Annotated in this window: 24 protein-coding genes; 22 read left to right on the plus strand and 2 right to left on the minus strand. The window is 31.8% G+C overall.

Translation table 11 applies throughout. The features are described from left to right. Positions 1–40 precede the first annotated feature (40 nt). Positions 41–292 carry a 30S ribosomal protein S20 gene (rpsT, locus tag HMPREF3265_RS09310; protein WP_011275628.1) on the minus strand — a complete coding sequence of 84 codons (252 nt, stop codon included), beginning with the start codon at positions 290–292 and terminating at the stop codon, positions 41–43. A gap of 336 nt (positions 293–628) precedes the next feature. Here rpsT and lepA point away from each other — a divergent pair, with 336 nt between their 5' ends. From lepA to recO, 19 genes are all read left to right on the plus strand, one after another. Next, entirely contained in the window at positions 629–2,452 is a 1,824-nt protein-coding gene (gene lepA, locus HMPREF3265_RS09315; RefSeq protein WP_070861472.1) for a translation elongation factor 4, read from the plus strand. A 133-nt stretch (positions 2,453–2,585) separates the two neighbouring features. Next, complete coding sequence (gene hemW / locus HMPREF3265_RS09320) at positions 2,586–3,707, plus strand: radical SAM family heme chaperone HemW (protein WP_070441069.1); 1,122 nt, start codon at positions 2,586–2,588, stop codon at positions 3,705–3,707. A gap of 101 nt (positions 3,708–3,808) precedes the next feature. After that, a complete protein-coding gene (gene hrcA / locus HMPREF3265_RS09325; RefSeq protein WP_070861474.1) occupies positions 3,809–4,786 on the plus strand; it encodes a heat-inducible transcriptional repressor HrcA in 978 nt (325 codons plus the stop codon). Between the two features lie 31 nt (positions 4,787–4,817). Next, positions 4,818–5,444, plus strand: coding sequence for a nucleotide exchange factor GrpE (gene grpE, locus HMPREF3265_RS09330; protein WP_037536635.1), 627 nt, complete (start codon positions 4,818–4,820; stop codon positions 5,442–5,444). 50 nt (positions 5,445–5,494) lie between these two features. Continuing rightward, a complete protein-coding gene (gene dnaK / locus HMPREF3265_RS09335; protein ID WP_070861476.1) occupies positions 5,495–7,330 on the plus strand; it encodes a molecular chaperone DnaK in 1,836 nt (611 codons plus the stop codon). Positions 7,331–7,481: 151 nt separating this feature from the next. After that, entirely contained in the window at positions 7,482–8,615 is a 1,134-nt protein-coding gene (gene dnaJ / locus HMPREF3265_RS09340) for a molecular chaperone DnaJ (protein ID WP_070581587.1), read from the plus strand. 4 nt (positions 8,616–8,619) lie between these two features. Next, the gene (prmA, locus tag HMPREF3265_RS09345; RefSeq protein WP_070861478.1) at positions 8,620–9,558 is read left to right on the plus strand and encodes a 50S ribosomal protein L11 methyltransferase; all 939 of its coding nucleotides are present in this window, start codon (positions 8,620–8,622) and stop codon (positions 9,556–9,558) included. 1 nt (position 9,559) lies between these two features. After that, complete coding sequence (locus tag HMPREF3265_RS09350; RefSeq protein WP_070441051.1) at positions 9,560–10,312, plus strand: 16S rRNA (uracil(1498)-N(3))-methyltransferase; 753 nt, start codon at positions 9,560–9,562, stop codon at positions 10,310–10,312. 5 nt (positions 10,313–10,317) lie between these two features. Beyond that, a complete protein-coding gene (gene mtaB / locus HMPREF3265_RS09355; protein ID WP_070861481.1) occupies positions 10,318–11,664 on the plus strand; it encodes a tRNA (N(6)-L-threonylcarbamoyladenosine(37)-C(2))-methylthiotransferase MtaB in 1,347 nt (448 codons plus the stop codon). Positions 11,665–11,793: 129 nt separating this feature from the next. Continuing rightward, the gene (rpsU, locus tag HMPREF3265_RS09360; protein ID WP_000048060.1) at positions 11,794–11,970 is read left to right on the plus strand and encodes a 30S ribosomal protein S21; all 177 of its coding nucleotides are present in this window, start codon (positions 11,794–11,796) and stop codon (positions 11,968–11,970) included. A gap of 196 nt (positions 11,971–12,166) precedes the next feature. Continuing rightward, positions 12,167–12,838 carry an NfeD family protein gene (locus HMPREF3265_RS09365; RefSeq protein ID WP_370591693.1) on the plus strand — a complete coding sequence of 224 codons (672 nt, stop codon included), beginning with the start codon at positions 12,167–12,169 and terminating at the stop codon, positions 12,836–12,838. Positions 12,839–12,850: 12 nt separating this feature from the next. Then, positions 12,851–13,837 (plus strand): flotillin-like protein FloA, encoded by a 987-nt coding sequence (gene floA / locus HMPREF3265_RS09370; RefSeq protein WP_070861483.1) that lies wholly within the window; start codon positions 12,851–12,853, stop codon positions 13,835–13,837. Between the two features lie 18 nt (positions 13,838–13,855). Then, the gene (locus HMPREF3265_RS09375; RefSeq protein WP_070861486.1) at positions 13,856–14,545 is read left to right on the plus strand and encodes a hypothetical protein; all 690 of its coding nucleotides are present in this window, start codon (positions 13,856–13,858) and stop codon (positions 14,543–14,545) included. A gap of 312 nt (positions 14,546–14,857) precedes the next feature. Next, positions 14,858–15,805, plus strand: a complete 948-nt coding sequence (locus HMPREF3265_RS09380) for a PhoH family protein (protein ID WP_037550663.1) — start codon at positions 14,858–14,860, stop codon at positions 15,803–15,805. Beyond that, positions 15,806–16,267: an rRNA maturation RNase YbeY gene (gene ybeY / locus HMPREF3265_RS09385; RefSeq protein ID WP_070441039.1), complete on the plus strand. Its 462-nt coding sequence runs from the start codon at positions 15,806–15,808 to the stop codon at positions 16,265–16,267. A gap of 4 nt (positions 16,268–16,271) precedes the next feature. Next, on the plus strand, positions 16,272–16,607 hold the full coding sequence (locus HMPREF3265_RS09390; protein ID WP_070861488.1) for a diacylglycerol kinase family protein: 336 nt from the start codon (positions 16,272–16,274) through the stop codon (positions 16,605–16,607). Between the two features lie 19 nt (positions 16,608–16,626). Next, positions 16,627–17,031: a cytidine deaminase gene (cdd, locus tag HMPREF3265_RS09395; RefSeq protein ID WP_070861490.1), complete on the plus strand. Its 405-nt coding sequence runs from the start codon at positions 16,627–16,629 to the stop codon at positions 17,029–17,031. Next, on the plus strand, positions 17,032–17,931 hold the full coding sequence (gene era, locus HMPREF3265_RS09400) for a GTPase Era (protein ID WP_070861492.1): 900 nt from the start codon (positions 17,032–17,034) through the stop codon (positions 17,929–17,931). 31 nt (positions 17,932–17,962) lie between these two features. After that, positions 17,963–18,715, plus strand: a complete 753-nt coding sequence (recO, locus tag HMPREF3265_RS09405) for a DNA repair protein RecO (protein ID WP_070441033.1) — start codon at positions 17,963–17,965, stop codon at positions 18,713–18,715. 77 nt (positions 18,716–18,792) lie between these two features. On the opposite strand, the gene HMPREF3265_RS09410 is transcribed toward recO, so the two are convergent. After that, complete coding sequence (locus HMPREF3265_RS09410) at positions 18,793–20,184, minus strand: glycine--tRNA ligase (protein ID WP_070581592.1); 1,392 nt, start codon at positions 20,182–20,184, stop codon at positions 18,793–18,795. A 339-nt stretch (positions 20,185–20,523) separates the two neighbouring features. On the opposite strand from HMPREF3265_RS09410, the gene HMPREF3265_RS09415 reads away from it, so the two are divergent. The 3 genes from HMPREF3265_RS09415 to dnaG are packed head-to-tail and all read left to right on the plus strand — an operon-like array spanning position 20,524 to position 23,839. Beyond that, entirely contained in the window at positions 20,524–21,147 is a 624-nt protein-coding gene (locus HMPREF3265_RS09415) for a transcriptional regulator CcpN (RefSeq protein ID WP_075140644.1), read from the plus strand. 11 nt (positions 21,148–21,158) lie between these two features. Further along, positions 21,159–21,974 carry a pyruvate, water dikinase regulatory protein gene (locus HMPREF3265_RS09420; RefSeq protein ID WP_070441027.1) on the plus strand — a complete coding sequence of 272 codons (816 nt, stop codon included), beginning with the start codon at positions 21,159–21,161 and terminating at the stop codon, positions 21,972–21,974. 59 nt (positions 21,975–22,033) lie between these two features. After that, positions 22,034–23,839 carry a DNA primase gene (dnaG, locus tag HMPREF3265_RS09425; RefSeq protein ID WP_070861494.1) on the plus strand — a complete coding sequence of 602 codons (1,806 nt, stop codon included), beginning with the start codon at positions 22,034–22,036 and terminating at the stop codon, positions 23,837–23,839. Positions 23,840–24,068: the final 229 nt, after the last annotated feature.

Here is a 24,068-nt window from a genome sequence, read left to right on the forward strand (position 1 = left end):
TCACTTATCCAGATACTTTATGTCCCGAACTCTTAACAAATTATTTACTTGAAGACATTAATTGTGATTTAATGCGATCAGCTTTATTTGAATGAATTAAGTTACTTTGTGAAGCTTTATCAACTGATTTGATAGCGAAGTTAACTAATTCAGCTTTGTTATCAGCATTATTGTTGATTGCTGTTTTAGCATTTTTCACAGCAGTACGCATAGCGTTTTTTTGTGAAATATTACGAGCTTCAGCGTTTTCAGTTGTTCTAACACGTTTAATAGCAGATTTAATATTTGGCATTACTGTCACCTCCTAAAAGTAATCTTAAGCATATCAAATTTTATTTTGATTACAACAAGAAATATTTTATCAAAACATACATATTTGTGCAATCATTAATTAAGTATAGTGTAATTAAAATCTGAATTAAATCATAATTACTGTTGGAATGCACTCTTTAACACTTTATAATTAGTATGTAATCAAAATGAAAATGTAATGTAAGTAATGAATTATTAAGCTTATGCTTAAATTTTTAATAGCACAATTACGTTTGCAATTAAGCATTAAAAACGTTATTATATCAAAGATGTATACATATACGGGCTAATTTTATGAAAGCGAGAATGATAGGCTATGGATATGCAAGAACGCTATAACAGAAGAGAAAATATACGAAATTTTTCTATTATTGCTCATATTGATCATGGTAAATCAACATTAGCAGATAGAATTTTAGAAAATACTAAATCTGTAGAAACAAGGGAAATGCAAGATCAATTATTAGATTCAATGGATCTTGAAAGAGAACGAGGCATTACAATTAAATTAAATGCTGTGCGATTAAAATATGAAGCAAATGATGGTCAAACTTATACATTTCATTTAATTGATACACCAGGGCATGTAGACTTTTCATACGAGGTTTCACGATCTTTAGCAGCATGTGAGGGTGCAATATTAGTAGTGGATGCAGCACAAGGTATTGAAGCACAAACTTTAGCAAACGTATATTTAGCACTTGATAATGATCTAGAATTATTACCTGTAGTAAACAAAATTGATTTACCTGCAGCTGAACCTGAAAGAGTAAAACAAGAATTAGAAGATGTAATTGGTCTAGATCAAGACGATGTAGTAATGGCAAGTGCAAAGTCAAATATTGGTATTGAAGATATTTTAGAGAAAATTGTAGAAGTTGTCCCACCACCTGAAGGTGATCCTAGTGAACCATTGAAAGCATTAATTTTTGATTCAGAATACGACCCTTATAGAGGTGTTATTTCATCAATACGTGTGATGGAAGGCGTCGTTAAAGCTGGTGACAAAATTAAAATGATGGCTACAGGTAAAGAATTTGAAGTTAGTGAAGTAGGCATTAATACTCCTAAACAACTACCTATCGAAGAACTAACTGTAGGTGATGTAGGGTATATTATTGCAAGCATCAAAAATGTTGATGACTCACGTGTGGGTGATACTATTACTCATGCCAATAGACCAGCTGAAGCACCATTAAAAGGTTATAAAAAAATGAACCCAATGGTATATTGTGGTTTGTTCCCAATTGAAAATAAAGACTATAATGATTTAAGAGAAGCGCTTGAAAAATTACAATTAAATGACGCTTCATTAGAATTTGAACCAGAATCTTCTCAGGCTCTTGGTTTTGGTTTTAGAACAGGTTTCTTAGGAATGCTTCACATGGAAATCATTCAAGAAAGAATCGAAAGAGAATTTGGTATTGAATTGATTGCTACCGCGCCATCTGTAATTTATCAATGTATTATGAAAGATGGATCAGAGGTTACAGTAGATAATCCGGCTCAAATGCCAGAAAGAGATAAGATTGACTCAATTTATGAACCATATGTGAAAGCTACAATGATGGTTCCAAACGATTACGTTGGAGCAGTTATGGAGTTATGCCAACGTAAACGTGGACAATTTATTAATATGGATTATTTAGATGATATTAGAGTTAATATCGTATACGAGATACCACTTTCTGAAGTTGTTTTTGATTTCTTTGATCAACTTAAATCCAACACTAAAGGTTACGCTTCTTTTGATTATGAATTTATTGAAAATAAAGAAAGTAACTTAGTGAAAATGGACATCCTACTTAATGGAGATAAAGTTGATGCTTTAAGCTTTATTGTCCATAAAGACTTTGCATACGAACGTGGTAAAGCATTAGTTGAAAAATTAAAAACGCTTATACCACGTCAACAATTTGAAGTACCTGTACAAGCAGCTATTGGTCAAAAAATTGTTGCAAGAACAAACATAAAATCAATGGGTAAAAATGTATTATCTAAATGTTATGGTGGGGATATTAGCCGTAAGCGAAAGTTACTTGAAAAGCAAAAAGCAGGTAAGGCTAAAATGAAAGCCGTAGGTAGTGTTGAAATTCCTCAAGACGCTTTCCTAGCTGTACTAAAAATGGATGATGAATAGAACATAAAAGAGGTCGAGACGAATATATATTGGTAGATATCATAACAATAATGAATATTATTGATAAAGAAGCTACTAACTTATATTACTAAGTCTCAATCTCTTTTTTAAGTTATAAAAAGGGGGAGTAACATTGGAAGTTAAAAGTGCGTACATACACATACCTTTTTGTGTGAGAATTTGTACTTATTGTGATTTCAATAAATATTATATTGATAAACAGCCAGTAGATGAATACATTGATGCCTTAATAAAAGAAATGTCATTTAGTAAAATAAAAAAACTGGAGACCATGTACGTTGGAGGAGGCACGCCAACTGCACTAAGTGAAATGCAATTAGAACGTTTATTACAAGCGATAAATTCAAAATTCTCGATAAATGGTGAATTTAGTTTTGAAGCAAATCCAGATGAACTTACTTTAAATAAAGTTAAGTTACTTAAACAGTATGGTGTTAATCGAATTTCAATGGGTGTGCAAACGTTTAAACCTGAGTTATTAAAAATATTAGGACGAACACATAATACTCAAGATATCTATAATGCAGTAAATAATGCTAGGAAAGCTGGTATTAATTCGATAAGTCTTGACTTAATGTACCATTTACCTGAACAAACGATAGATGATTTTGCAGATAGTTTAAACCAAGCAGTTAATATGGATATTGACCATATTTCAAGTTACGGTTTAATACTTGAACCAAAGACACAGTTTTATAATATGTATCGTAAGGGGAAATTGAAATTACCGAATGAAGACTTAGGCGCTGAAATGTACCAATACCTAATGAAAACATTAAATCAAACCGACTTTAAACAATATGAAATTTCCAACTTTGCTAAAACTAATCATGAATCCGATCATAATAAAGTGTATTGGTTTAACGAGGAATATTACGGATTTGGAGCAGGTGCAAGTGGATATGTTGAAGGTGAACGCTATACAAATTTAAATCCAGTTCGCCACTATATTGATGCTATTAATAATGGAAAACGACCTGTTTTAACCTCTAGTTGTCCAACCTTTAACGAAAAGATGGAAGAAGAAATGTTTTTAGGCTTGAGAATGAATCAAGGAGTCAATCGTGAACGTTTCGAGGTGAAATTTGGTCAATCATTAGATGACATATTTGGTGAAACAATATTTCATTTAAAATCAAAACAACTTTTGGTTGAAACGGACGGAAACATCTCACTTACTGAAAGAGGAAAGGTTATAGGTAACGAAGTATTTGAAGCTTTCTTATTAAATTAATAAAAAATCCAAAAAGTAAAGCTTTAACGTTGACTTACTTTGACCAATTTGATAAATTATAATTAGCACTTAGAACAAAAGAGTGCTAATGAGGTGAAAACATGATTACACAAAGACAATTAAGCATTTTAAATGCAATTGTTGAAGATTATGTTGATTTAGGACAACCTATAGGTTCTAAAGCTTTGATTGATAGACATCATTTAGGTGTCAGTCCTGCAACAATAAGGAATGAGATGAAGCTACTTGAAGATTTGAACTTTTTAGAGAAGACGCATTCTTCTTCAGGGCGTTCACCTTCCGAAGAAGGGTTTAGACTTTATGTCGATCAATTGTTAAAACAAACCTCTCGTCAAAATAAAAATAAAATACAACGTTTAAATCAACTATTGATTGAGAATCACTATGATATTTCTTCAGCATTAAGCTACTTTGCAAATGAGTTGTCAATGAAATCTCATTATGCAACTTTAGTTGTACGTCCAAAGCATAGTGAAGAAATGATTAATAATGTTCATTTGATTAAAGCAAATGATTCGATCATGATTTTAGTAATTATTTATAATTCTGGTCATGTTGAGCATTTTCACTTGAATTCTTCACTTGAGTTATCATCCGATAGATTAATCGCTATTTCTAATTTTATTAGTAACAATAATTTAGAAATGAGCGCCAAACTATCAAATAAAATTAATTCTTTTGCTAGCTCGAATGAAGAGAATCGATTTATTAATGACATTGTTAAGATGATAAATTCTCATATTAACAAACAAAGTAATAGCATTTTCTTAGGTGGAAAGGTTAAACTAATTGATGCGTTAAATGAATCAAATGTTTCATCAATTCAACCAATTTTACAATATCTAGAATCTGAGAGAATCACTGAATTGCTCCAGACAATTACATCAAATGATATTAACGTTAAGATAGGAAAAGAAATTGATGAAAGTCTTAGTGATATATCCATTGTAACGAGTCAATATCACTTCGACAATACATTAAAAGGTCAAATTGCGGTTATTGGACCTACAGCGATGCGTTATCAGAATGTGATTCAATTACTTAACCAAATATGGTGATTTTAATTGTAATTATATTGGAGGGTAAAAAATGACAGAAAAAGATGAATCAGTAAAAAGTAATTCTGAATATACTGAAGAACAAGAAGTTAAGAATGAAGAAACTTCAACAGTTGATAGTGTTGAAGGTAGTACTTCTGATAGTGATAATTCATCTAACGACAGTTCGAATGAAGAAAGTTCTGAAGAAACTGCAGTTGATCCTAAAGATGAAGAAATTCAGCAATTACAATTAAAAGCTAATGAAAATGAAGAGAAATATTTAAGATTATACGCTGAATTCGAAAATTATAAAAGACGAATTCAGAAAGAAAATGAAACTAATAAAACTTATCAATCTCAACGTGTTCTAACTGACATTTTACCAACGATTGATAATATTGAACGCGCACTTCAAATTGAAGGTGATGATGAATCGTTTAAATCACTTCAAAAAGGTGTTCAAATGGTACACGAAAGTTTACTTAGAGCATTAAAAGATAATGGTCTTGAAGAAATCGAATCTGAAGGTCAAGCTTTTGACCCTAACTTCCACCAGGCTGTCGTTCAAGATGATAATCCAGATTTCAAATCTGGTGATATTACTCAAGAACTACAAAAAGGTTATAAGTTAAAAGATAGAGTATTGAGACCATCTATGGTAAAAGTAAATCAATAAATTGACGAAAAATACCATATATTAAATATTAAAATTGGAGGAATTTTATTATGAGTAAAGTAATCGGTATTGACTTAGGAACAACAAATTCATGTGTAGCTGTTTTAGAAGGCGATGAACCTAAAGTAATTCAAAACCCAGAAGGTGCTAGAACAACTCCATCAGTTGTGGCATTCAAAAATGGTGAAACACAAGTCGGTGAAGTAGCAAAACGACAAGCTATCACTAACCCAAACACTGTACAATCAATAAAACGTCATATGGGTACTGACTATAAAGTAGATATTGAAGGTAAATCTTATACACCTCAAGAAATTTCAGCTATGGTATTACAAAACCTTAAAAGCACTGCTGAAAGTTATTTAGGTGACAAAGTAAATAAAGCTGTTATCACAGTTCCTGCATATTTCAATGATGCTGAACGTCAAGCCACAAAAGATGCTGGTAAAATTGCTGGTTTAGAAGTTGAACGTATTATCAACGAACCTACTGCAGCTGCATTAGCATACGGTTTAGATAAAACTGATCAAGATCAAAAAGTATTAGTATTCGACTTAGGTGGCGGTACTTTTGACGTATCAATTCTTGAATTAGGTGACGGTGTATTCGAAGTACTATCAACTGCAGGTGACAACAAACTTGGTGGTGATGACTTTGACCAAGTAATTATTGACTACTTAGTATCAGAATTCAAAAAAGAAAATGGCGTAGATTTATCTCAAGATAAAATGGCATTACAACGTTTAAAAGACGCTGCAGAAAAAGCTAAAAAAGACTTATCTGGCGTTTCACAAACTCAAATTTCATTACCATTTATTTCAGCTGGTGAAAGTGGTCCATTACACTTAGAAATTAGCCTTACTCGTTCTAAATTTGAAGAATTAGCTGATTCATTAATTAGAAGAACTATGGAACCAACTCGTCAAGCATTAAAAGACGCTGGTTTATCAACTTCTGAAATTGACGAAGTTATTCTTGTAGGTGGTTCAACACGTATCCCAGCAGTTCAAGAAGCTGTTAAAAAAGAAATTGGTAAAGATCCTCATAAAGGTGTAAACCCAGACGAAGTAGTAGCAATGGGTGCTGCAATTCAAGGTGGCGTTATCACTGGTGATGTTAAAGATGTTGTATTATTAGACGTAACACCATTATCATTAGGTATTGAAATTATGGGTGGACGTATGAATACGTTGATCGAACGTAATACTACAATCCCAACTTCAAAATCTCAAGTTTATTCAACTGCAGCTGACAACCAACCAGCAGTGGATATTCATGTATTGCAAGGTGAACGTCCAATGGCATCTGATAACAAAACTTTAGGAAGATTCCAATTAACTGACATTCCACCGGCTCCACGAGGTGTACCACAAATCGAAGTAACATTTGATATTGATAAAAATGGTATCGTTAATGTAACTGCTAAAGACTTAGGTACTAATAAAGAACAAAATATTACTATTCAATCAAGCTCTGCTCTTTCTGATGAAGAAATCGACCGAATGGTTAAAGATGCTGAAGAAAACGCAGAAGCAGATAAAAAACGTCGTGAAGAAGTAGATTTAAGAAATGAAGCAGATAGCTTAGTATTCCAAGTAGAAAAAACAATTACTGACCTTGGCGACAATATAAGTGATGACGATAAATCTAATGCGGAAAGTAAAAAAGATGCTTTAAAATCTGCTCTTGAAGGGCAAGATATCGAAGATATTAAAGCTAAAAAAGAAGAACTTGAAAAAGTAATTCAAGATTTATCTGCAAAAGTATATCAACAAGCTCAACAAGCTCAGCAACAAGCCCAAGAAGGTACTCAACAAACTCAAAACGATAGCAATGTTGAAGATGCTGAATTTAAAGAAGTTAATGATGATGAAGGTAAAAAATAATTGCTAACCGTTTGTAAAGTATGCTTTAATTAGCAAACTATTATGAATGTAAGCCAAAAAGTCAAAGTCAATTGAACATTGGCTTTGACTTTTTATTTTATAACTTCGTTCTTTTAAACCTAGTAAATAATTAAGTTAAGGAGAGATGATTGTGGCTAAAAGAGACTATTATGACGTCCTAGGTGTAAGTAAAGATGCATCTAAAGATGAAATCAAAAAAGCATATCGTAAATTATCAAAAAAATATCACCCTGATATCAATAAAGAAGAGGGTGCAGATGAGAAATTTAAAGAGATTTCAGAAGCTTACGAAGTCCTAAGCGACGATAATAAAAGAGCAAATTATGACCAATTTGGTCACGACGGACCTCAAGGTGGTTTTGGTGGTCAAGGATTTAGTGGCCAAGACTTTAGTGGATTTGGCGGAGGTGGATTTGAAGACATCTTCAGTTCATTCTTTGGTGGCTCACGTCAAAGAGATCCTAATGCACCTAGAAAAGGTGATGATCTACAATATACAATGACACTAGAATTTGAAGAAGCTGTATTTGGAACTAAAAAAGAAATCTCAATTCGTAAAGATGTGACATGTCACACTTGTAATGGCGATGGTGCTAAACCAGGTACAAGTAAAAAAACATGTAGTTATTGTAATGGGGCAGGTCATGTGTCAGTTGAGCAAAATACAATTTTAGGTCGTGTAAGAACTCAACAAACATGTCCGAAATGTGATGGAACTGGTCAAGAATTTGAAGAACCATGCCCAACATGTCATGGTAAAGGTACAGAAAATAAAACAGTTAAATTAGAAGTAACTGTACCTGAAGGTGTAGATAATGACCAACAAATTAGACTTGCTGGCGAAGGAACACCAGGAGAAAATGGCGGACCACACGGCGACTTGTATGTCGTATTTAGGGTCAAACCTTCTGATAAATTTGAACGTGATGGAGACGATCTTTATTACAATTTAGATGTTAGTTTCCCTCAAGCTTCTCTTGGGGATGAAATAAAAGTTCCAACACTTAATGGTAATGTTATGTTGACAATTCCTTCTGGCACTCAAACTGGTAAACAGTTCCGATTAAAAGATAAAGGTGTCAAAAATGTTCATGGATATGGTCATGGTGATTTATTTGTTAATATTAAAGTAGTTACACCTACAAAACTAACAGATAGACAAAAAGAAATAATGAGAGAGTTTGCTGAATTAAATGGTGAATCGATTGAAGAACAACCATCTAATTTTAAAGATAGAGCACGCAAATTCTTTAAAGGAGAATAAGCGAATGAACTGGACAGAACTTTCGATTGTTGTAAACCATGAAGTTGAACCTTTAGTTACTGATATATTAGAAAATTATGGATCAAATGGTGTTGTAATTGAAGATTCTAATGATTTAATTAATCAACCTGCCGATAAATTCGGTGAAATTTATGAACTGAAACAAGAAGATTATCCTGAAAAAGGTGTCCGGTTAAAAGCTTATTTCAACGAATTAAAGTTTGATGATTCTTTAAGAAATAATATTAAGACAGCTGTCACTAACCTTGAAAATATTGATTCAACTGTTTTAGATTTTTCTGAGCAAACTATAGCTGAAGTAGATTGGGAGAACGAGTGGAAAAATTATTTTCATCCCTTTAGAGCCTCAGAAAAATTCACAATTGTGCCAAGTTGGGAACAATACACTAAAGAAGATGATTCTGAAAAGTGTATTGAATTAGACCCAGGTATGGCATTTGGAACTGGAGATCATCCAACAACAAGCATGTGTCTAAATGCAATTGAGACCTACGTTGATCCTGACAATTCCGTTATTGATGTTGGAACAGGTTCTGGTATATTAAGTATTGCCAGTCATTTACTTGGAGTTAAAAGAATTAAAGCTTTGGATATTGATGAATTGGCTGTTAACGTTGCTAAAGAAAACTTTGCTAAAAATCATTGTGAAGATGCAATTGAAGCTGTACCAGGAAACTTATTAAAGAATGAAACTGAAAAATTTGATATTGTTATTGCAAATATTTTAGCTCATATTATTGAAGATATGATTGAAGATGCTTATAATACTCTAAATAATGATGGTTATTTTATAACATCAGGTATTATAGAGGAAAAACATAAACAAATATTAAATCAAATGGAAAATGTTGGATTTGATATTAAATCAGTAAATCATGACAATGGTTGGGTATGTATTGTAGGTCAGAAAGTGAGTGAATAATTTGCAAAGATACTTTATCAATCAAAACGCTGATGAAAGTCAGCGTTTTTTTATAACAAATAAAGAAGATATACATCATATTACTAATGTGATGAGAAATACAATTGGTAATCAGATTATTATAACATTTAAAGATAAAATAGTTTTCAAATCGGAAATTATTACTATTGAAAATGAGTCAATTGAAATTAAACTAATAGAGCAGATTGATATCAATTCAGAGTTACCAGTACAGGTTACTATATGTAGTGGATTAATTAAAGCCGATAAATATGAATGGCTAATTCAAAAAGCTACTGAATTAGGTGCTGATAGTTTTATAGCTGTAGAAATGGACAGATCTGTAGTAAAGCTTACCTCAAATAAAGTTCAAAAAAAATTAGAACGCTGGCAAAAGATTATTAAAGAGGCTGCTGAACAAAGCTATCGCTTAATTATTCCTAATATAATTTTTAAGTCGAATTTAAATGAGATTTATGATACTATTAATCATTATGACTATATCTTGTTAGCATACGAAGATGAAGCAAAACGTGGTGAAGTTAGTCTTTTTAAAGAAACCTTGAAGAAGTTTAAAACTAACGATCGTATTTTATTAATATTTGGTCCTGAAGGCGGCTTTTCAGAAAATGAAATCAATTTATTAAATGAAACGAGTTTCAATGTTGGTTTAGGACCTCGAATTTTACGGGCAGAAACGGCGCCACTTTACGCTTTAAGTGCTATCAGTTATGAAAATGAATTAATGGGGTGAATATTATGTCAACAGTTGCGTTTCACACATTAGGTTGCAAAGTAAACCATTATGAAACTGAAGCAATTTGGCAATTATTTAAAGACGCTGATTATGACAGAGTTGATTTTGAAACTAATGCAGACGTCTTCGTAATCAACACTTGTACAGTAACAAATACTGGAGATAAAAAAAGTAGACAAATAATTAGAAGAGCAATTCGACAAAATCCAGACGCAGTGGTATGTGTGACAGGGTGTTATGCTCAGACATCTTCTGCAGAAATCATGGAAATTCCTGGCGTAGATGTAGTGGTAGGTACACAGGATAGACATAAACTATTAGACTATATCCAACAATTCAGAGAAGAACGTCAACCAATCAATGGTGTTGGAAATATCATGAAAAATCGTACATATGAAGAATTAGATGTACCATATTTTACTGATAGAACAAGAGCTTCACTGAAGATCCAAGAAGGGTGTAATAATTTCTGTACATTTTGTATCATACCATGGGCGCGTGGATTAATGCGTTCACGTGATCCAGAAAAAGTGGTTGAACAAGCTACTCAATTAGTTAACGCTGGTTATAAAGAAATTGTTTTAACTGGTATTCATACCGGTGGCTATGGTCAAGATTTAAAAGATTATAATTTGGCACAGTTACTCCGTGATTTAGAAGAAATTGATGGACTTGAACGAATTAGAATTTCTTCTATTGAAGCCAGTCAATTAACAGATGAGGTCATTGATGTTCTAAAACGTTCAAATAAAGTTGTTAGACATTTACATGTTCCATTACAATCAGGTTCAGATACTGTCTTAAAACGAATGAGACGTAAATATACTATGGAACATTTTTCAGAAAGAATCATGAAATTACATGATGCATTACCAGATTTAGCTGTTACAAGCGATGTTATAGTTGGATTTCCAGGTGAAACGGAAGAGGAATTTCAAGAAACTTATGATTTTATTGTTAAACACAAATTCTCTGAATTACATGTTTTCCCATATTCAGCTAGAATTGGTACACCTGCAGCTCGTATGGATGATCAAATTGATGAAACTATCAAAAATGAACGTGTGCATAAATTAATCACATTAAGTGATCAATTAGCTAAAGAATATGCCTCTAAATTTGAAGATGAAGTTTTAGAAGTTATTCCTGAAGAAGCTGGCGAGATAGAAGGAACATTGGTGGGGTATGCTGACAACTATATGAAAGTACAATTTGAAGGCAATGACTCTTTAATCGGTCAAATTGTAAAAGTAAAAATTGCTAAAGCTGATTATCCTATTAATACAGGTAAAGTCGTGAGAATTGTAGAACACGCAACGAACAAATCTGAAAAAGGCGTATTATTATAATTTTTAAAATTTATAATAATTTGGAATTGACCATAATAAATTCATATATTATACTAAGTAAAGCATAGTTGTATCCTACTATGCAATGACTTTAAAGTTCCGTTGATATTTGGAGGGAGGGAAATACAGATGTCTAAAACAGTAGTACGTAAAAATGAATCACTTGAAGATGCATTACGTAGATTTAAACGTTCAGTATCTAAAAGTGGTACTATCCAAGAAGTACGTAAACGTGAATTTTACGAAAAACCAAGTGTTAAACGTAAAAAGAAATCAGAAGCTGCACGTAAACGTAAATTCAAATAATTAATAACTCTGTTGACTCCCTCAACAAGAATATTAATTATATATATGCTCTCGATTAGTTAAACTAGTCGAGAGCTTTTTTATGTTAAAGATTCTACTATCACTATTATAACTAAGTTTATTCATGTATAATTGGAATTGAGAGCGAGGTGAAATTGTGACCTATTTCATTGCAATACATACAATTATCAATTCCATTTTAACCACTAATAATTTATTTAATAATTTATCCCAGTTCGTAACGAGTCCATTAATATCACTTATATTAACATGTATCATTTTTTTAGGCTTTTTATATCAATTGTATTCGAAGCGTATTAACTTTGCAGGAATTATTGCAATACTTGCACTTTTAATTCTCTTTCTCGGTTTTTTAATAAACGGTGATGTTAATCTGATTTCTGTATTGCTATTCTTCGTTGGAGCAATACTCGTTATTATTGAATTATTTGTCATTGGTGCGGTCATAGGTATTATTGGTATATCACTGATTATACTTAGCATAATAATGTTAGGAGATAACATTCTCTTGATGCTATTAAACGTTGTGATTGCGTCAATATTGGCAATTATTGAATGGGTGATATTAGTGAAATGGTTTAAAAGGAAAATTCCATTTTTAGATAAAGTTGTGTTAAAAGATTCTACTAATTCAGAAGCAGGATATAGATCTCACGATGATCGTTCTCATTTAGTTGGTCAAACAGCTCGTACTGTGACAGATTTAAGACCTGCAGGAATTATAACGCTTGATAATGAAAGAATAGATGCCGTATCAGATGGCGCTTTTATTTTAAGAAATAAAGAAGTTAAAATTCTTGAGGTAGAAGGATCTAGAGTTGTTGTTAGAGAGATTGAAAATACATAGAGGAGTGGTTAAATGTTTGGATTAGGCATTATAGTTATAGCAGTAATCATTGTCATTGCTTTACTAGTGTTATTCTCATTTGTCCCAGTAGGACTTTGGATATCAGCAATTGCTGCTGGAGTTAAAGTAGGTATTGGAACATTAGTAGGTATGAGATTACGTCGAGTATCACCGCGTAAGGTAATTGGTCCATTAATTAAAGCACATAAGGCAGGTTTGAACCTTACAACAAATCAATTAGAATCACATTACTTAGCGGGGGGTAATGTAGATAGAGTAGTCGATGCAAATATTGCTGCTCAACGTGCAGATATTAACTTACCATTCGAACGTGGTGCAGCTATTGACTTAGCTGGACGTGACGTTCTTGAGGCAGTTCAAATGTCTGTAAACCCTAAAGTAATTGAAACACCATTTATTACTGGTGTTGCAATGAACGGTATAGAAGTAAAAGCGAAAGCTAGAATTACTGTACGTGCAAACATCTCTCGTTTAGTTGGTGGTTCCGGAGAAGAAACAATCATTGCTCGTGTAGGTGAAGGTATTGTTTCTACTATTGGTTCAAGTGAGCATCATACACAAGTACTTGAGAACCCTGATAACATTTCTAAGACTGTCTTAAGTAAAGGTCTTGATTCAGGTACAGCCTTCGAAATTTTATCTATCGATATCGCTGACGTAGATATTGGCAAAAATATCGGTGCTGACTTACTAACAGAACAAGCACTTGCAGATAAGAATATTGCACAAGCTAAAGCTGAAGAACGTCGTGCTATGGCCGTAGCTTCTGAACAAGAAATGAAAGCGCGTGTTCAAGAAATGCGTGCTAAAGTGGTTGAAGCAGAATCTGAAGTTCCACTTGCGATGGCAGAAGCATTACGTGAAGGCAATTTGGGTGTCAAAGATTACTACAATTTAAAAAACGTAGAGGCTGACACTGGCATGAGAAATGCGATAAACAAACGTACTGAACAAAATGAAGATGAATCACCAAAGTAAAATTTAAGGGGTGATTAGATGAATATTGGTATTATAATTTTTATAATATCCATAATTGTTACAGGTATTAGTGCGATGAGGGATAAGAGTCATGAACAAAGAAAAAATCAAAGACCCCCTCAGCCAAAAAAGTCAACTTCTGACAAAAAAGAAACTCATGAAAAAGGCTTTTTTGAGCAAATTGAAGAAGCATTTAGTGAGTTAGAAAAGGAATTTACAAACGAAGATAAACCATCTAACAAACAAAAGAAAGCTAAACAGCGTAACACAAAACGTGTTTATCAGGATCAAAAACTTGAAAAAGAAATCGAAAAAGAGAGCATACCAGAGGAATTAGAGCGTTCTACAAGACAACGTGGTAGAGTTGAAAGAGAAACACGTCAATCTGCCAATTCACGCGAGAGCAATAGAGACTCGAATAAACTTCAAAAAGAATTAGAAAAACAACTTGTAGACGATTTATATAACGTACGTACAGAAATCGACCGTGAAAAAGAAAAACAACTTTCTAGAATTGAAAATAAAGCAAGAGCTATTATCAATGATAAAAATCTATCTGAACGTACCAAACGCTATAGATTAAAACAATTGTTAAATAGTAAAGCAATAGAACAAGATATGACACATCAAAGTTTTCAGTTTGATAATGATCCTGTTGTAAATGGTATTATATGGCAAGAAATTCTCAATAAACCTAAACAATTATAATTTGAAGAAATGTTATAATTTTATAATTAAAAATTATATTTAACCCGAATTTCATTTTTAAATGATTTTCGGGTTTTTTTATTTTATTAAAAAGAAAAGGCTCATATTATAATTTAATAAATCAGCACACAAAGCCAATTAAATTTGTATACTTTAACAGACTTTAGTAAAATTTAAATGAAAGTTAATTTACTAAACTTAATTAAGTTTTACTTTTTTGAAGATTAACAAATCATGTTTAATTTTTGAATTTTAAGTGAAACTAATATAATCAAAAGATTTTACATTGTTTAAGTGAAAAGGAGCGCTTGTATGCCAGGAATAATTCAAATAGACGATATTAACCATTCTCAAGCATTAATTGGTAATAATGATGAACATATTAATGCGATTGAGGAGGCATTTGATGTCGAAATACATGCTCGTGGCCAAGAAATAGCAGTTAAAGGTCAAAAAATAGAGCCTGTAGAAAAGTCAGAATTAGTTCTTAAAAATTTATTAAAAGTAATTGAAATGGGTAACACAATTACATTAAAAGATGTAGAAGCTGCAATAAAAATGGCTAAAAATGATACAATACATCACCTTATTGATTTATATGATGAAGAAATTACAAAAGATGCTTATGGAAAAACTATTAGAGCAAAAACTATGGGACAAAGACTATATGTTAATGCAATGAAGAATAATGACTTAGTCTTTGGCATTGGGCCTGCAGGTACTGGTAAAACTTTTTTAGCAGTGGTATATGCAGCTAAACAACTAAGAAAGGGCTCAGTAAAACGTATTGTATTAACAAGACCAGCTGTTGAAGCAGGAGAGTCTCTTGGATTTTTACCCGGTGATTTAAAAGAAAAAGTAGACCCTTATTTAAGACCTCTTTATGACGGATTAAACACTGTATTAGGAAGAGAACAAACAGCTCGATTTATAGAGAGAGGTACTATTGAAATTGCGCCTTTAGCCTATATGCGTGGTCGTACACTTGATGATGCGTTTGTGATTTTAGATGAAGCTCAAAATACAACGCATGCTCAAATGAAGATGTTCTTAACACGACTTGGGTTTGGTTCTAAAATGGTAGTAACAGGAGATCAAACTCAAATCGATTTACCAAAAGGTGTTAAAAGTGGACTAAAAGAAGCAGTCAAAAAATTACATGGTGTCAAAGGAATTAACATTATGCAATTAGATCAAAGTGATGTTGTAAGACACCCATTAGTAAGTAAAATAATTGATCGCTATGAAGGAGACATTTAAATGTTTACAATTGATTTTAATGATCATACAGACCTGGTAAATGAATCTTGGTATCATCAGATTGAAAATTTACTAAATTTTGCTAAAGAACAAGAGCAAATTAACGAGGATGCTGAACTTTCAGTCACATTCGTAGATAAAAATGAAATTCAAGAAATAAATAAAACTTATCGCGATAACGATAAAGTAACAGATGTTATTTCATTCGCTCTTGAAGAAGACGAACCAGAAATTGTTGGACTAGATATGCCTAGAGTTCTCGGTGATATTATTATCTGCACTAATGTAGCTGAAGAACAAGCTGACTCATACGGGCATTCATTTGAAAGAGAACTTGGATTTTTAGCGCTTCATGGATTTTTACATTTATTAGGTTATGATCATATGAATGAAGAAGATGAGAAAGAAATGTTTGGCCGTCAAGACACTATACTAAATGCATATGGATTGACTAGAGATTAAACATATTAAACGTTTTAAACATACGTATGATGGGTTAAAAACGCTTCTTCTAAAAGATCATAATTATTTACTACATATCATTATTGCTTTTATAACAATTATTTTAGGTTATATTTATCAATTGAGTGCTTTAGAGTGGTTATTTATATTACTAGCCATCTTTTTAGTATTAACCTTAGAAGCTGTTAATACTGCAATTGAATGTGTAGTTGATTTGGTTACAATGGATTATCATGAACTTGCTAAACAGGCTAAAGATATTGCCGCATTTAGTGTTATGTTGGTATCAATATTTGCTTTAATAACTGGATTAGTTATATTTTTACCTCATATTTTCTAACTATAAAGGGGATGTTTAAATGACTTATCAATCACATTATTTTCAAGAAGCTAGAGAAGCTCAAAGCCGTGCGTATGTACCATACAGCAACTTTAAAGTAGGTGCTTATTTAAAGATCAAAGACGGCCGTACGTTCTATGGTGCTAATGTTGAAAATGCAGCTTACCCTGCTACCATTTGTGCTGAACGTTCTAGTTTAGTGGCCGCAATTTCTGAAGGTTATCGACCTGGAGATTTTGAATCAATAACAGTAACTGTTGATTCTGAAAAACCGTCTTCTCCTTGCGGAACTTGTAGACAGGTACTTAAAGAATTATGCGATGATGATATGCCGGTATATATGACAAACCATAAAGGGGAATTACTTGAGTCAACTGTGGGAGATTTATTACCACATGGCTTTTCAGGAAAGGATTTAGAATAAATGACAGAACATAAGTCAGGATTTGTATCAATAATAGGAAGACCGAATGTAGGAAAATCTACATTTATGAATAGAGTTATTGGCCATAAAATTGCAATTATGTCCGACAAGGCTCAAACAACTCGAAATAAAATCCAAGGTGTAATGACTAGAAATGATGCACAAATCATATTTTTAGACACACCGGGTATTCATAAGCCTAAACACAAATTAGGTGATTATATGATGCGTGTTGCAAAAAATACTCTATCTGAAATTGATGCAATCATGTTCATGGTTAACGTTAATGAAGAAATCGGTCGTGGCGATGAATATATCATGGAAATGCTAAAGAATGTTAGGACGCCCGTTTTCTTAGTATTAAATAAAATCGATTTAGTTCATCCTGATGCTCTAATGCCAAGAATAGAACAATATCAAAAATACATGGATTTTACTGAAATCGTACCAATATCAGCTTTAGAAGGACTAAATGTTGACCATTTTATAGATGTGTTGAAAACATATTTACCTGATGGTCCAAAATACTATCCAGATGATCAAATCTCAGATCACCCTGAACAGTTTGTTGTCAGTGAAATCATACGTGAGAAAATTTTACATTTAACTAGTGAAGAAATTCCGCATGCAATAGGCGTAAATGTAGATAGAATGATTAAAGAAAATGACGAGCGTGTTAGAGTTGAAGCTACTATTTTTGTTGAGAGAGATTCACAAAAAGGTATTGTTATCGGTAAAGGTGGCAAAAAACTAAAAGAAGTCGGTAAAAGAGCAAGACATGATATTGAAATGTTACTAGGCTCAAAAGTTTATTTGGAACTATGGGTAAAAGTTCAAAAAGATTGGCGAAATAAAGTTAATTTTATTCGTCAAATGGGATATATTGAAGATCAAGATTAAAAATATTTGATTTTAGAAAGGTCGTGAAACTATGCTCGAAAAACAAAAAGGTATCATCATAAAGTCCGTAGATTATGGAGAATCTGATAAAATTATTACAATATTAAACGAGCATGGTGCAAAAATACCATTAATGGTTAGACGAGCTAAAAAATCAAAAACAGGTTTGCAAGCCCATACGCAACTATTTGTGTATGGCTTATTTATTTATAATAAATGGAAAGGTATGGGTACATTAAGTTCAGTTGATGTTATCAATCAATATTATTATTTACGTTTAGATATATTTAATAGTAGTTATGCTACGTTATGTGCAGAGGCAATTGAACGTTCTATGGATAATGATGACATTTCACCGTTCCATTACCAACTTTTACACTTCGTACTCGAAAAGATTTCAAATGGTGATTCAGCTCAATTAATGTCAATTATAGTTCTTTTAAAATGTATGAATCGTTTTGGGTTTACAGCATTTTTTAATCACTCAGCTATTTCAAATAGCTTTGATCAATCAAAATTAGTTGCGTATAGTTTTGTATATGATGGAACTATTCTTGAATCAGAATTACACAAAGACCCACATGCCTTTCGAATATCTAACAAAACGTTATACTTATTAGATGTTTTACAAAAATTACCAATTGATAAAATGAATCAATTTAACATTAGCCAAGAAATATTAGATGAAATGTCAGAATTAATATTATTAATTTATAAAGAATATGCAGGCATGTACTTTAAAGGTCAAAAGCTAATTAACCAACTTAAACGTATACAATATTAATATCCAACAATACTCACACTTAAAACCCCACCACAAAGAAATTTGAGGTGGGGTTAGTACTAATTATTCACATTTTATTAGAATGCCACTTTTTCAGCTAAAAATGTTTCTAACTCTGAAATAGGCATACGCACTTGTTCCATTGAATCACGGTCACGTACTGTAACTTGATTATCTTCTAATGAGTCAAAATCAAATGTAATACAATAAGGTGTACCAATTTCATCTTGTCTACGGTAACGTTTACCAATTGATTGAGACTCGTCAAAATCAATTGCAAATTTAGAACTTAATTGTTCGAAAATCTTAATAGCTTCTTCAGATAATTTTTTACTTAATGGTAAAACAGCGGCTTTATAAGGTGCTAGAGCAGGGTGGAAATGCATCACTGTACGTGCATCTTTGCTTCCTTCAACACCTTCTTCTTCATATGCATCACATAAGAATGCTAATGTAACACGATCAGCACCAAGAGATGGTTCAACACAGTATGGAACATACTTTTCGTTTGTTTCAGGGTCGTGATATTTAAAGTCTTCACCTGAATGTTCACTATGTTTTTTCAAGTCAAAGTCAGTACGGCTTGCGATACCCCATAATTCACCCCAACCAAATGGGAAGCGATATTCGATATCTGTCGTAGCATTAGAGTAATGAGATAACTCTTCTTCGTCATGGTCACGTAATCTCATGTTTTCTTCATTGATATTTAAATCTTTTAACCATTGACTAGCAAATGTTTTCCAATAATTTTGCCATTCAATTTCTTCACCAGGTTTACAGAAGAATTCCAATTCCATTTGTTCAAATTCTCTAGTTCTGAAGATGAAGTTTCCTGGTGTAATTTCATTACGGAAAGACTTACCAATTTGACCAATACCAAATGGTAATTTTTTACGCATAGAACGTTGCACGTTTTTGTAATTCACAAAAATACCTTGTGCAGTTTCTGGTCTTAAGAAAATTTCATTTGTAGAATCTTCTGTAACACCTTGGAATGTTTTAAACATAAGATTAAATTGACGAATATCTGTCCAATTAGCAGTTCCACTTACCGGACATACAATACCTTCATCATCAATAATACGTTTCATTTCATCGAAACTCAAACCATCAGCGATAAAGTTTTCGTCGCCTTTTTCTTTTTGCATGTAATCTTCAATTAATTTATCTGCACGATAACGAATCTTACTATCTTTATTGTCAATCATAGGATCATTAAAGTTACCTAAGTGACCTGAAGCTTCCCAAGTTTTAGGATTCATTAAAATTGCAGCATCAATACCAACATTAAATGGTGATTGAGTTATGAACTTCTGCCACCATGCTTTTTTTACGTTATTTTTTAATTCAACACCTAATGGGCCATAATCCCATGTATTTGATAATCCACCATAAATATCACTACCAGGAAATACAAATCCTCTGTGTTTCGCTAATGATACAATTGTTTCCATATCTTTAACCATATAATCTCTCCTTATTTAATACATAAAAACGCCCCAAGACAATAAATAAATGTATAAATTACATTTATCATTATCTTGGGACGAGTTAATTTATTTTACTATATTGTTTTAATATAGTTGATACCTTAATAACCCGCGGTTCCACCCAAATTAGTGTAGCCACTCTCTTTTATAAAGTTTTAATATTAGCCAAATTAAAAATTGTTAAGCTTACACCACCCTTAACTCGCTTACTATTAGTTTAATAGATTGATTATTTAATAGCAAGAAATTATATGTATTTGTAGCTACATAAATAAATAGGTATAATAGACGTGAATAAAAAAGGGGTGAAGACCTATAGAACTTAGTAAAAGACAAGAACAAATCATTGAAATAGTCAAAAGCGGTGGACCCATCACTGGAGAACACATTGCCGAAAAATTAGATTTAACGCGTGCTACTCTAAGACCTGACCTAGCAATTTTAACTATGTCCGGTTTTTTAGAAGCTAGACCTCGAGTTGGTTATTATTATTCAGGAAAATCAAAAAACAAATTAATGACCGATAAATTACGCCAATATGTTGTTAAAGACTATATGTCTCCACCAGTCATTGTAAAAGAAGATATGACTGTTTATGATGCTATTTGTACCATCTTTTTAGAAGACGCAGGTACTTTATTCATTACAAATGAGCATAATGATTTTATAGGCGTTTGTTCAAGAAAGGATTTGTTACGAGCATCTATGATTGGAGAGGATATTCATACAATGCCTATCAGTGTAAACATGTCTAGAATGCCTAACTTAACTTATTTAGAAGAAGATGAACTTATTATATATGCTGCAGATCAAATGATAGAGAAAGAAATCGACTCAATACCCATTGTAAAAAATAAAGGTAATAATAAATATCAAGTCACTGGTAGAATTTCAAAAACAACAATTGCAAAATTATTTGTATCATTATTTAAAGAATAGGTGGTAGAACGATGGAAAATATAAAGATAATCATCGCTTCTGATTCAATTGGAGAAACTGCTGAATTAGTAACAAGAGCATGTATTTCTCAATTCAATCCAAAGGAATGTAAACATGAATTTTTAAGGTATCCTTATATCGAGACAAAAGAGGACATTGATGAAGTTATTCAAGTAGCAAATGACAGAAATGCAATTATAGTTTATACGTTAGTTAAACCAGAAATGAAAACATATATGGAAAGTAAGATAGGTACTAATAAGTTACGTTCTATTGATATTATGGGACCATTAATGGGCTATTTAAAAGATGCTTTTGAAGAGAATCCATATAATCAACCTGGTAGAGTCCATCGTTTAGATGACGCTTATTTTAAGAAAATTGATGCGATTGAGTTTGCGGTAAAATATGATGATGGAAAAGACCCTAAAGGATTACCTAAAGCGGATATAGTATTAATTGGTGTTTCAAGAACATCAAAAACTCCTTTATCTCAATATTTAGCCCATAAAAGTTATAAAGTGATGAACGTTCCAATTGTACCTGAAGTAACCCCACCGGACATGTTATTTGACATTGACTCATCAAAATGCATCGCTTTAAGAATTAGTGAAGAAAAATTAAATCGTATTAGAAAACAACGTTTGAAACAGCTTGGATTAGGTGATTCAGCTAGATACGCTAATGAAATACGTATTAAAGAAGAGATTAAATACTTCGAAGATATCGTAGACAGAATTGGATGTGCAGTCATTGATGTATCTGATAAAGCAATTGAAGAAACAGCTAATGATGTTATTAATATAATCGAAAGTCAATCAAAATAGTTTTAATTTATCTTTAGACAAAGTATAATATTATGACTACAATTTATAGGTGATATATATTGCGTATTGAACAATCAGTAATTAATGAAATTAAAGATAAGACCGATATTTTGGATTTAGTAAGTGAATATGTAAAATTAGAAAAAAGAGGACGCAATTACATTGGTTTGTGTCCTTTTCATGATGAGAAGACTCCTTCGTTTACTGTATCTGAAGATAAACAAATTTGTCATTGCTTTGGTTGTAAAAAAGGTGGTAATGTATTTCAATTTACTCAAGAGATAAAAGATTTATCATTTGTAGAGGCTGTAAAAGAGCTAGGAGAAAGAATTAACATTTCAGTTGATATTGGTAATAGTAGTGACTATACAAGTCAAATAGCATCGAATGATTTAACAATGATTGAGATGCATGAATTAATGCTTGAATATTATCAATATGCTTTACTTAAGACAGTAGAAGGTGAAGAGGCATTAAATTATCTAACAAAACGTGGTTTTACTGAAGAACTTATTAAATCACGTGGTATTGGTTATGCGCCTAATCATACTCACTTTTGTCATGACTTTTTACAACAAAAAGGTTATGATATAGAACTCGCGTACGAAGCTGGTCTTTTATCACGAAATGAAGAAAATTTCAGCTATTTTGATAGGTTTAGAGATCGCATTATGTTCCCTTTAAATAATGCTCAGGGTCGTATTGTGGGCTATTCAGGTAGAACATATAATAATCAAGAACCTAAATATTTAAACAGTCCGGAAACACCCATATTTCAAAAGAGAAGATTATTATATAATCTTGATAATGCTAGAAAGCATATACGAAAAAATGATGAAGCCATTTTATTAGAAGGATTTATGGATGTAATTAAATCAGATTCATCAGGACTAAAACCGGTCATTGCAAGTATGGGAACAGCTATATCAGATGAACACATTACTGTTCTAAAAAAATTAACATCTCATATTACTCTAATGTTTGATGGTGATTTCGCTGGTCAAGAAGCAACAATTAAAACTGGGCAACACCTTTTACAACAAGGATTTAATGTTTTTGTGGTTCAATTACCTAAAGATATGGATCCAGATGAGTATATAACTAAATATGGTAATGAAAAATTTCTTGAATATGTAAATAATGAAAAGAAATCATTTATCATTTATAAAGTAAATAAACACAAAGATGAAATTGCTAATAATGACTTAGCTTATGAACGTTATCTTAAAGAAGTTACCCAAGATATTGCATTAATGAATTCTCAAATTTTGCAGAATAAGATAATCAAAGATGTAGCACATATATTTAATGTTGATTCTAATACTCTAAATAGCAATGTGTTGAATCAACAACAATATATTCCTAGCGAACCTCATTTTAACGATTATCAATCATATGATAGTGAAATACAAAATAATACAAATAATTTATTTAGTCATTTATCAAAACATGAAAGTGCTGAAAGAGCCTTACTTAAACATTTTATGAATGATAAAGACTTATTCTTAAATTATCATAAGCATCTTGAGAGTGGTGACTTTGATAATCAATTTTTCAAACGTATATATAGTGTTTTAGAAGATTTTTACGCTGAAAATGACAGTTATACAATTAGCGATATGATACTTTACACAGATAATGATAATTTGAGAGATGCAATTATCGCTTTGGATAATTATGATTTAAATCAAGAGCCTTATGATAGTGAAATAGAAGATTACATGAATGTCATCAATGAATCAAAGTATGGAGATACACTTGAAGAATTAAATCATAAATTACGTGAAGCGTCACGGATAGGCGACGTAGAATTGCAAAAATATTATTTGGAACAAATCGTTAATAAAAATAAAGCTCGTATGTAACTATTATTATAAAAACTGCTATAAAATTGCATACTTTAATAAATCATATAAATAGTATTTCTATTTAATAACCATTATTGTATAATGGTTATTATGCGTTTTTAACGGGTAGATATGGAACATAAGTAATATTTAATTAATGTGATGTCGTTTAAATATAATTGATATTAAACATTCAAATATTGAATATGAAATGTTACCATTATTATGAATTTTTATTAATACTTTT

This window comes from Staphylococcus sp. HMSC62B09 (genome assembly GCF_001839115.1).
Lineage (GTDB): Bacteria > Bacillota > Bacilli > Staphylococcales > Staphylococcaceae > Staphylococcus > Staphylococcus haemolyticus.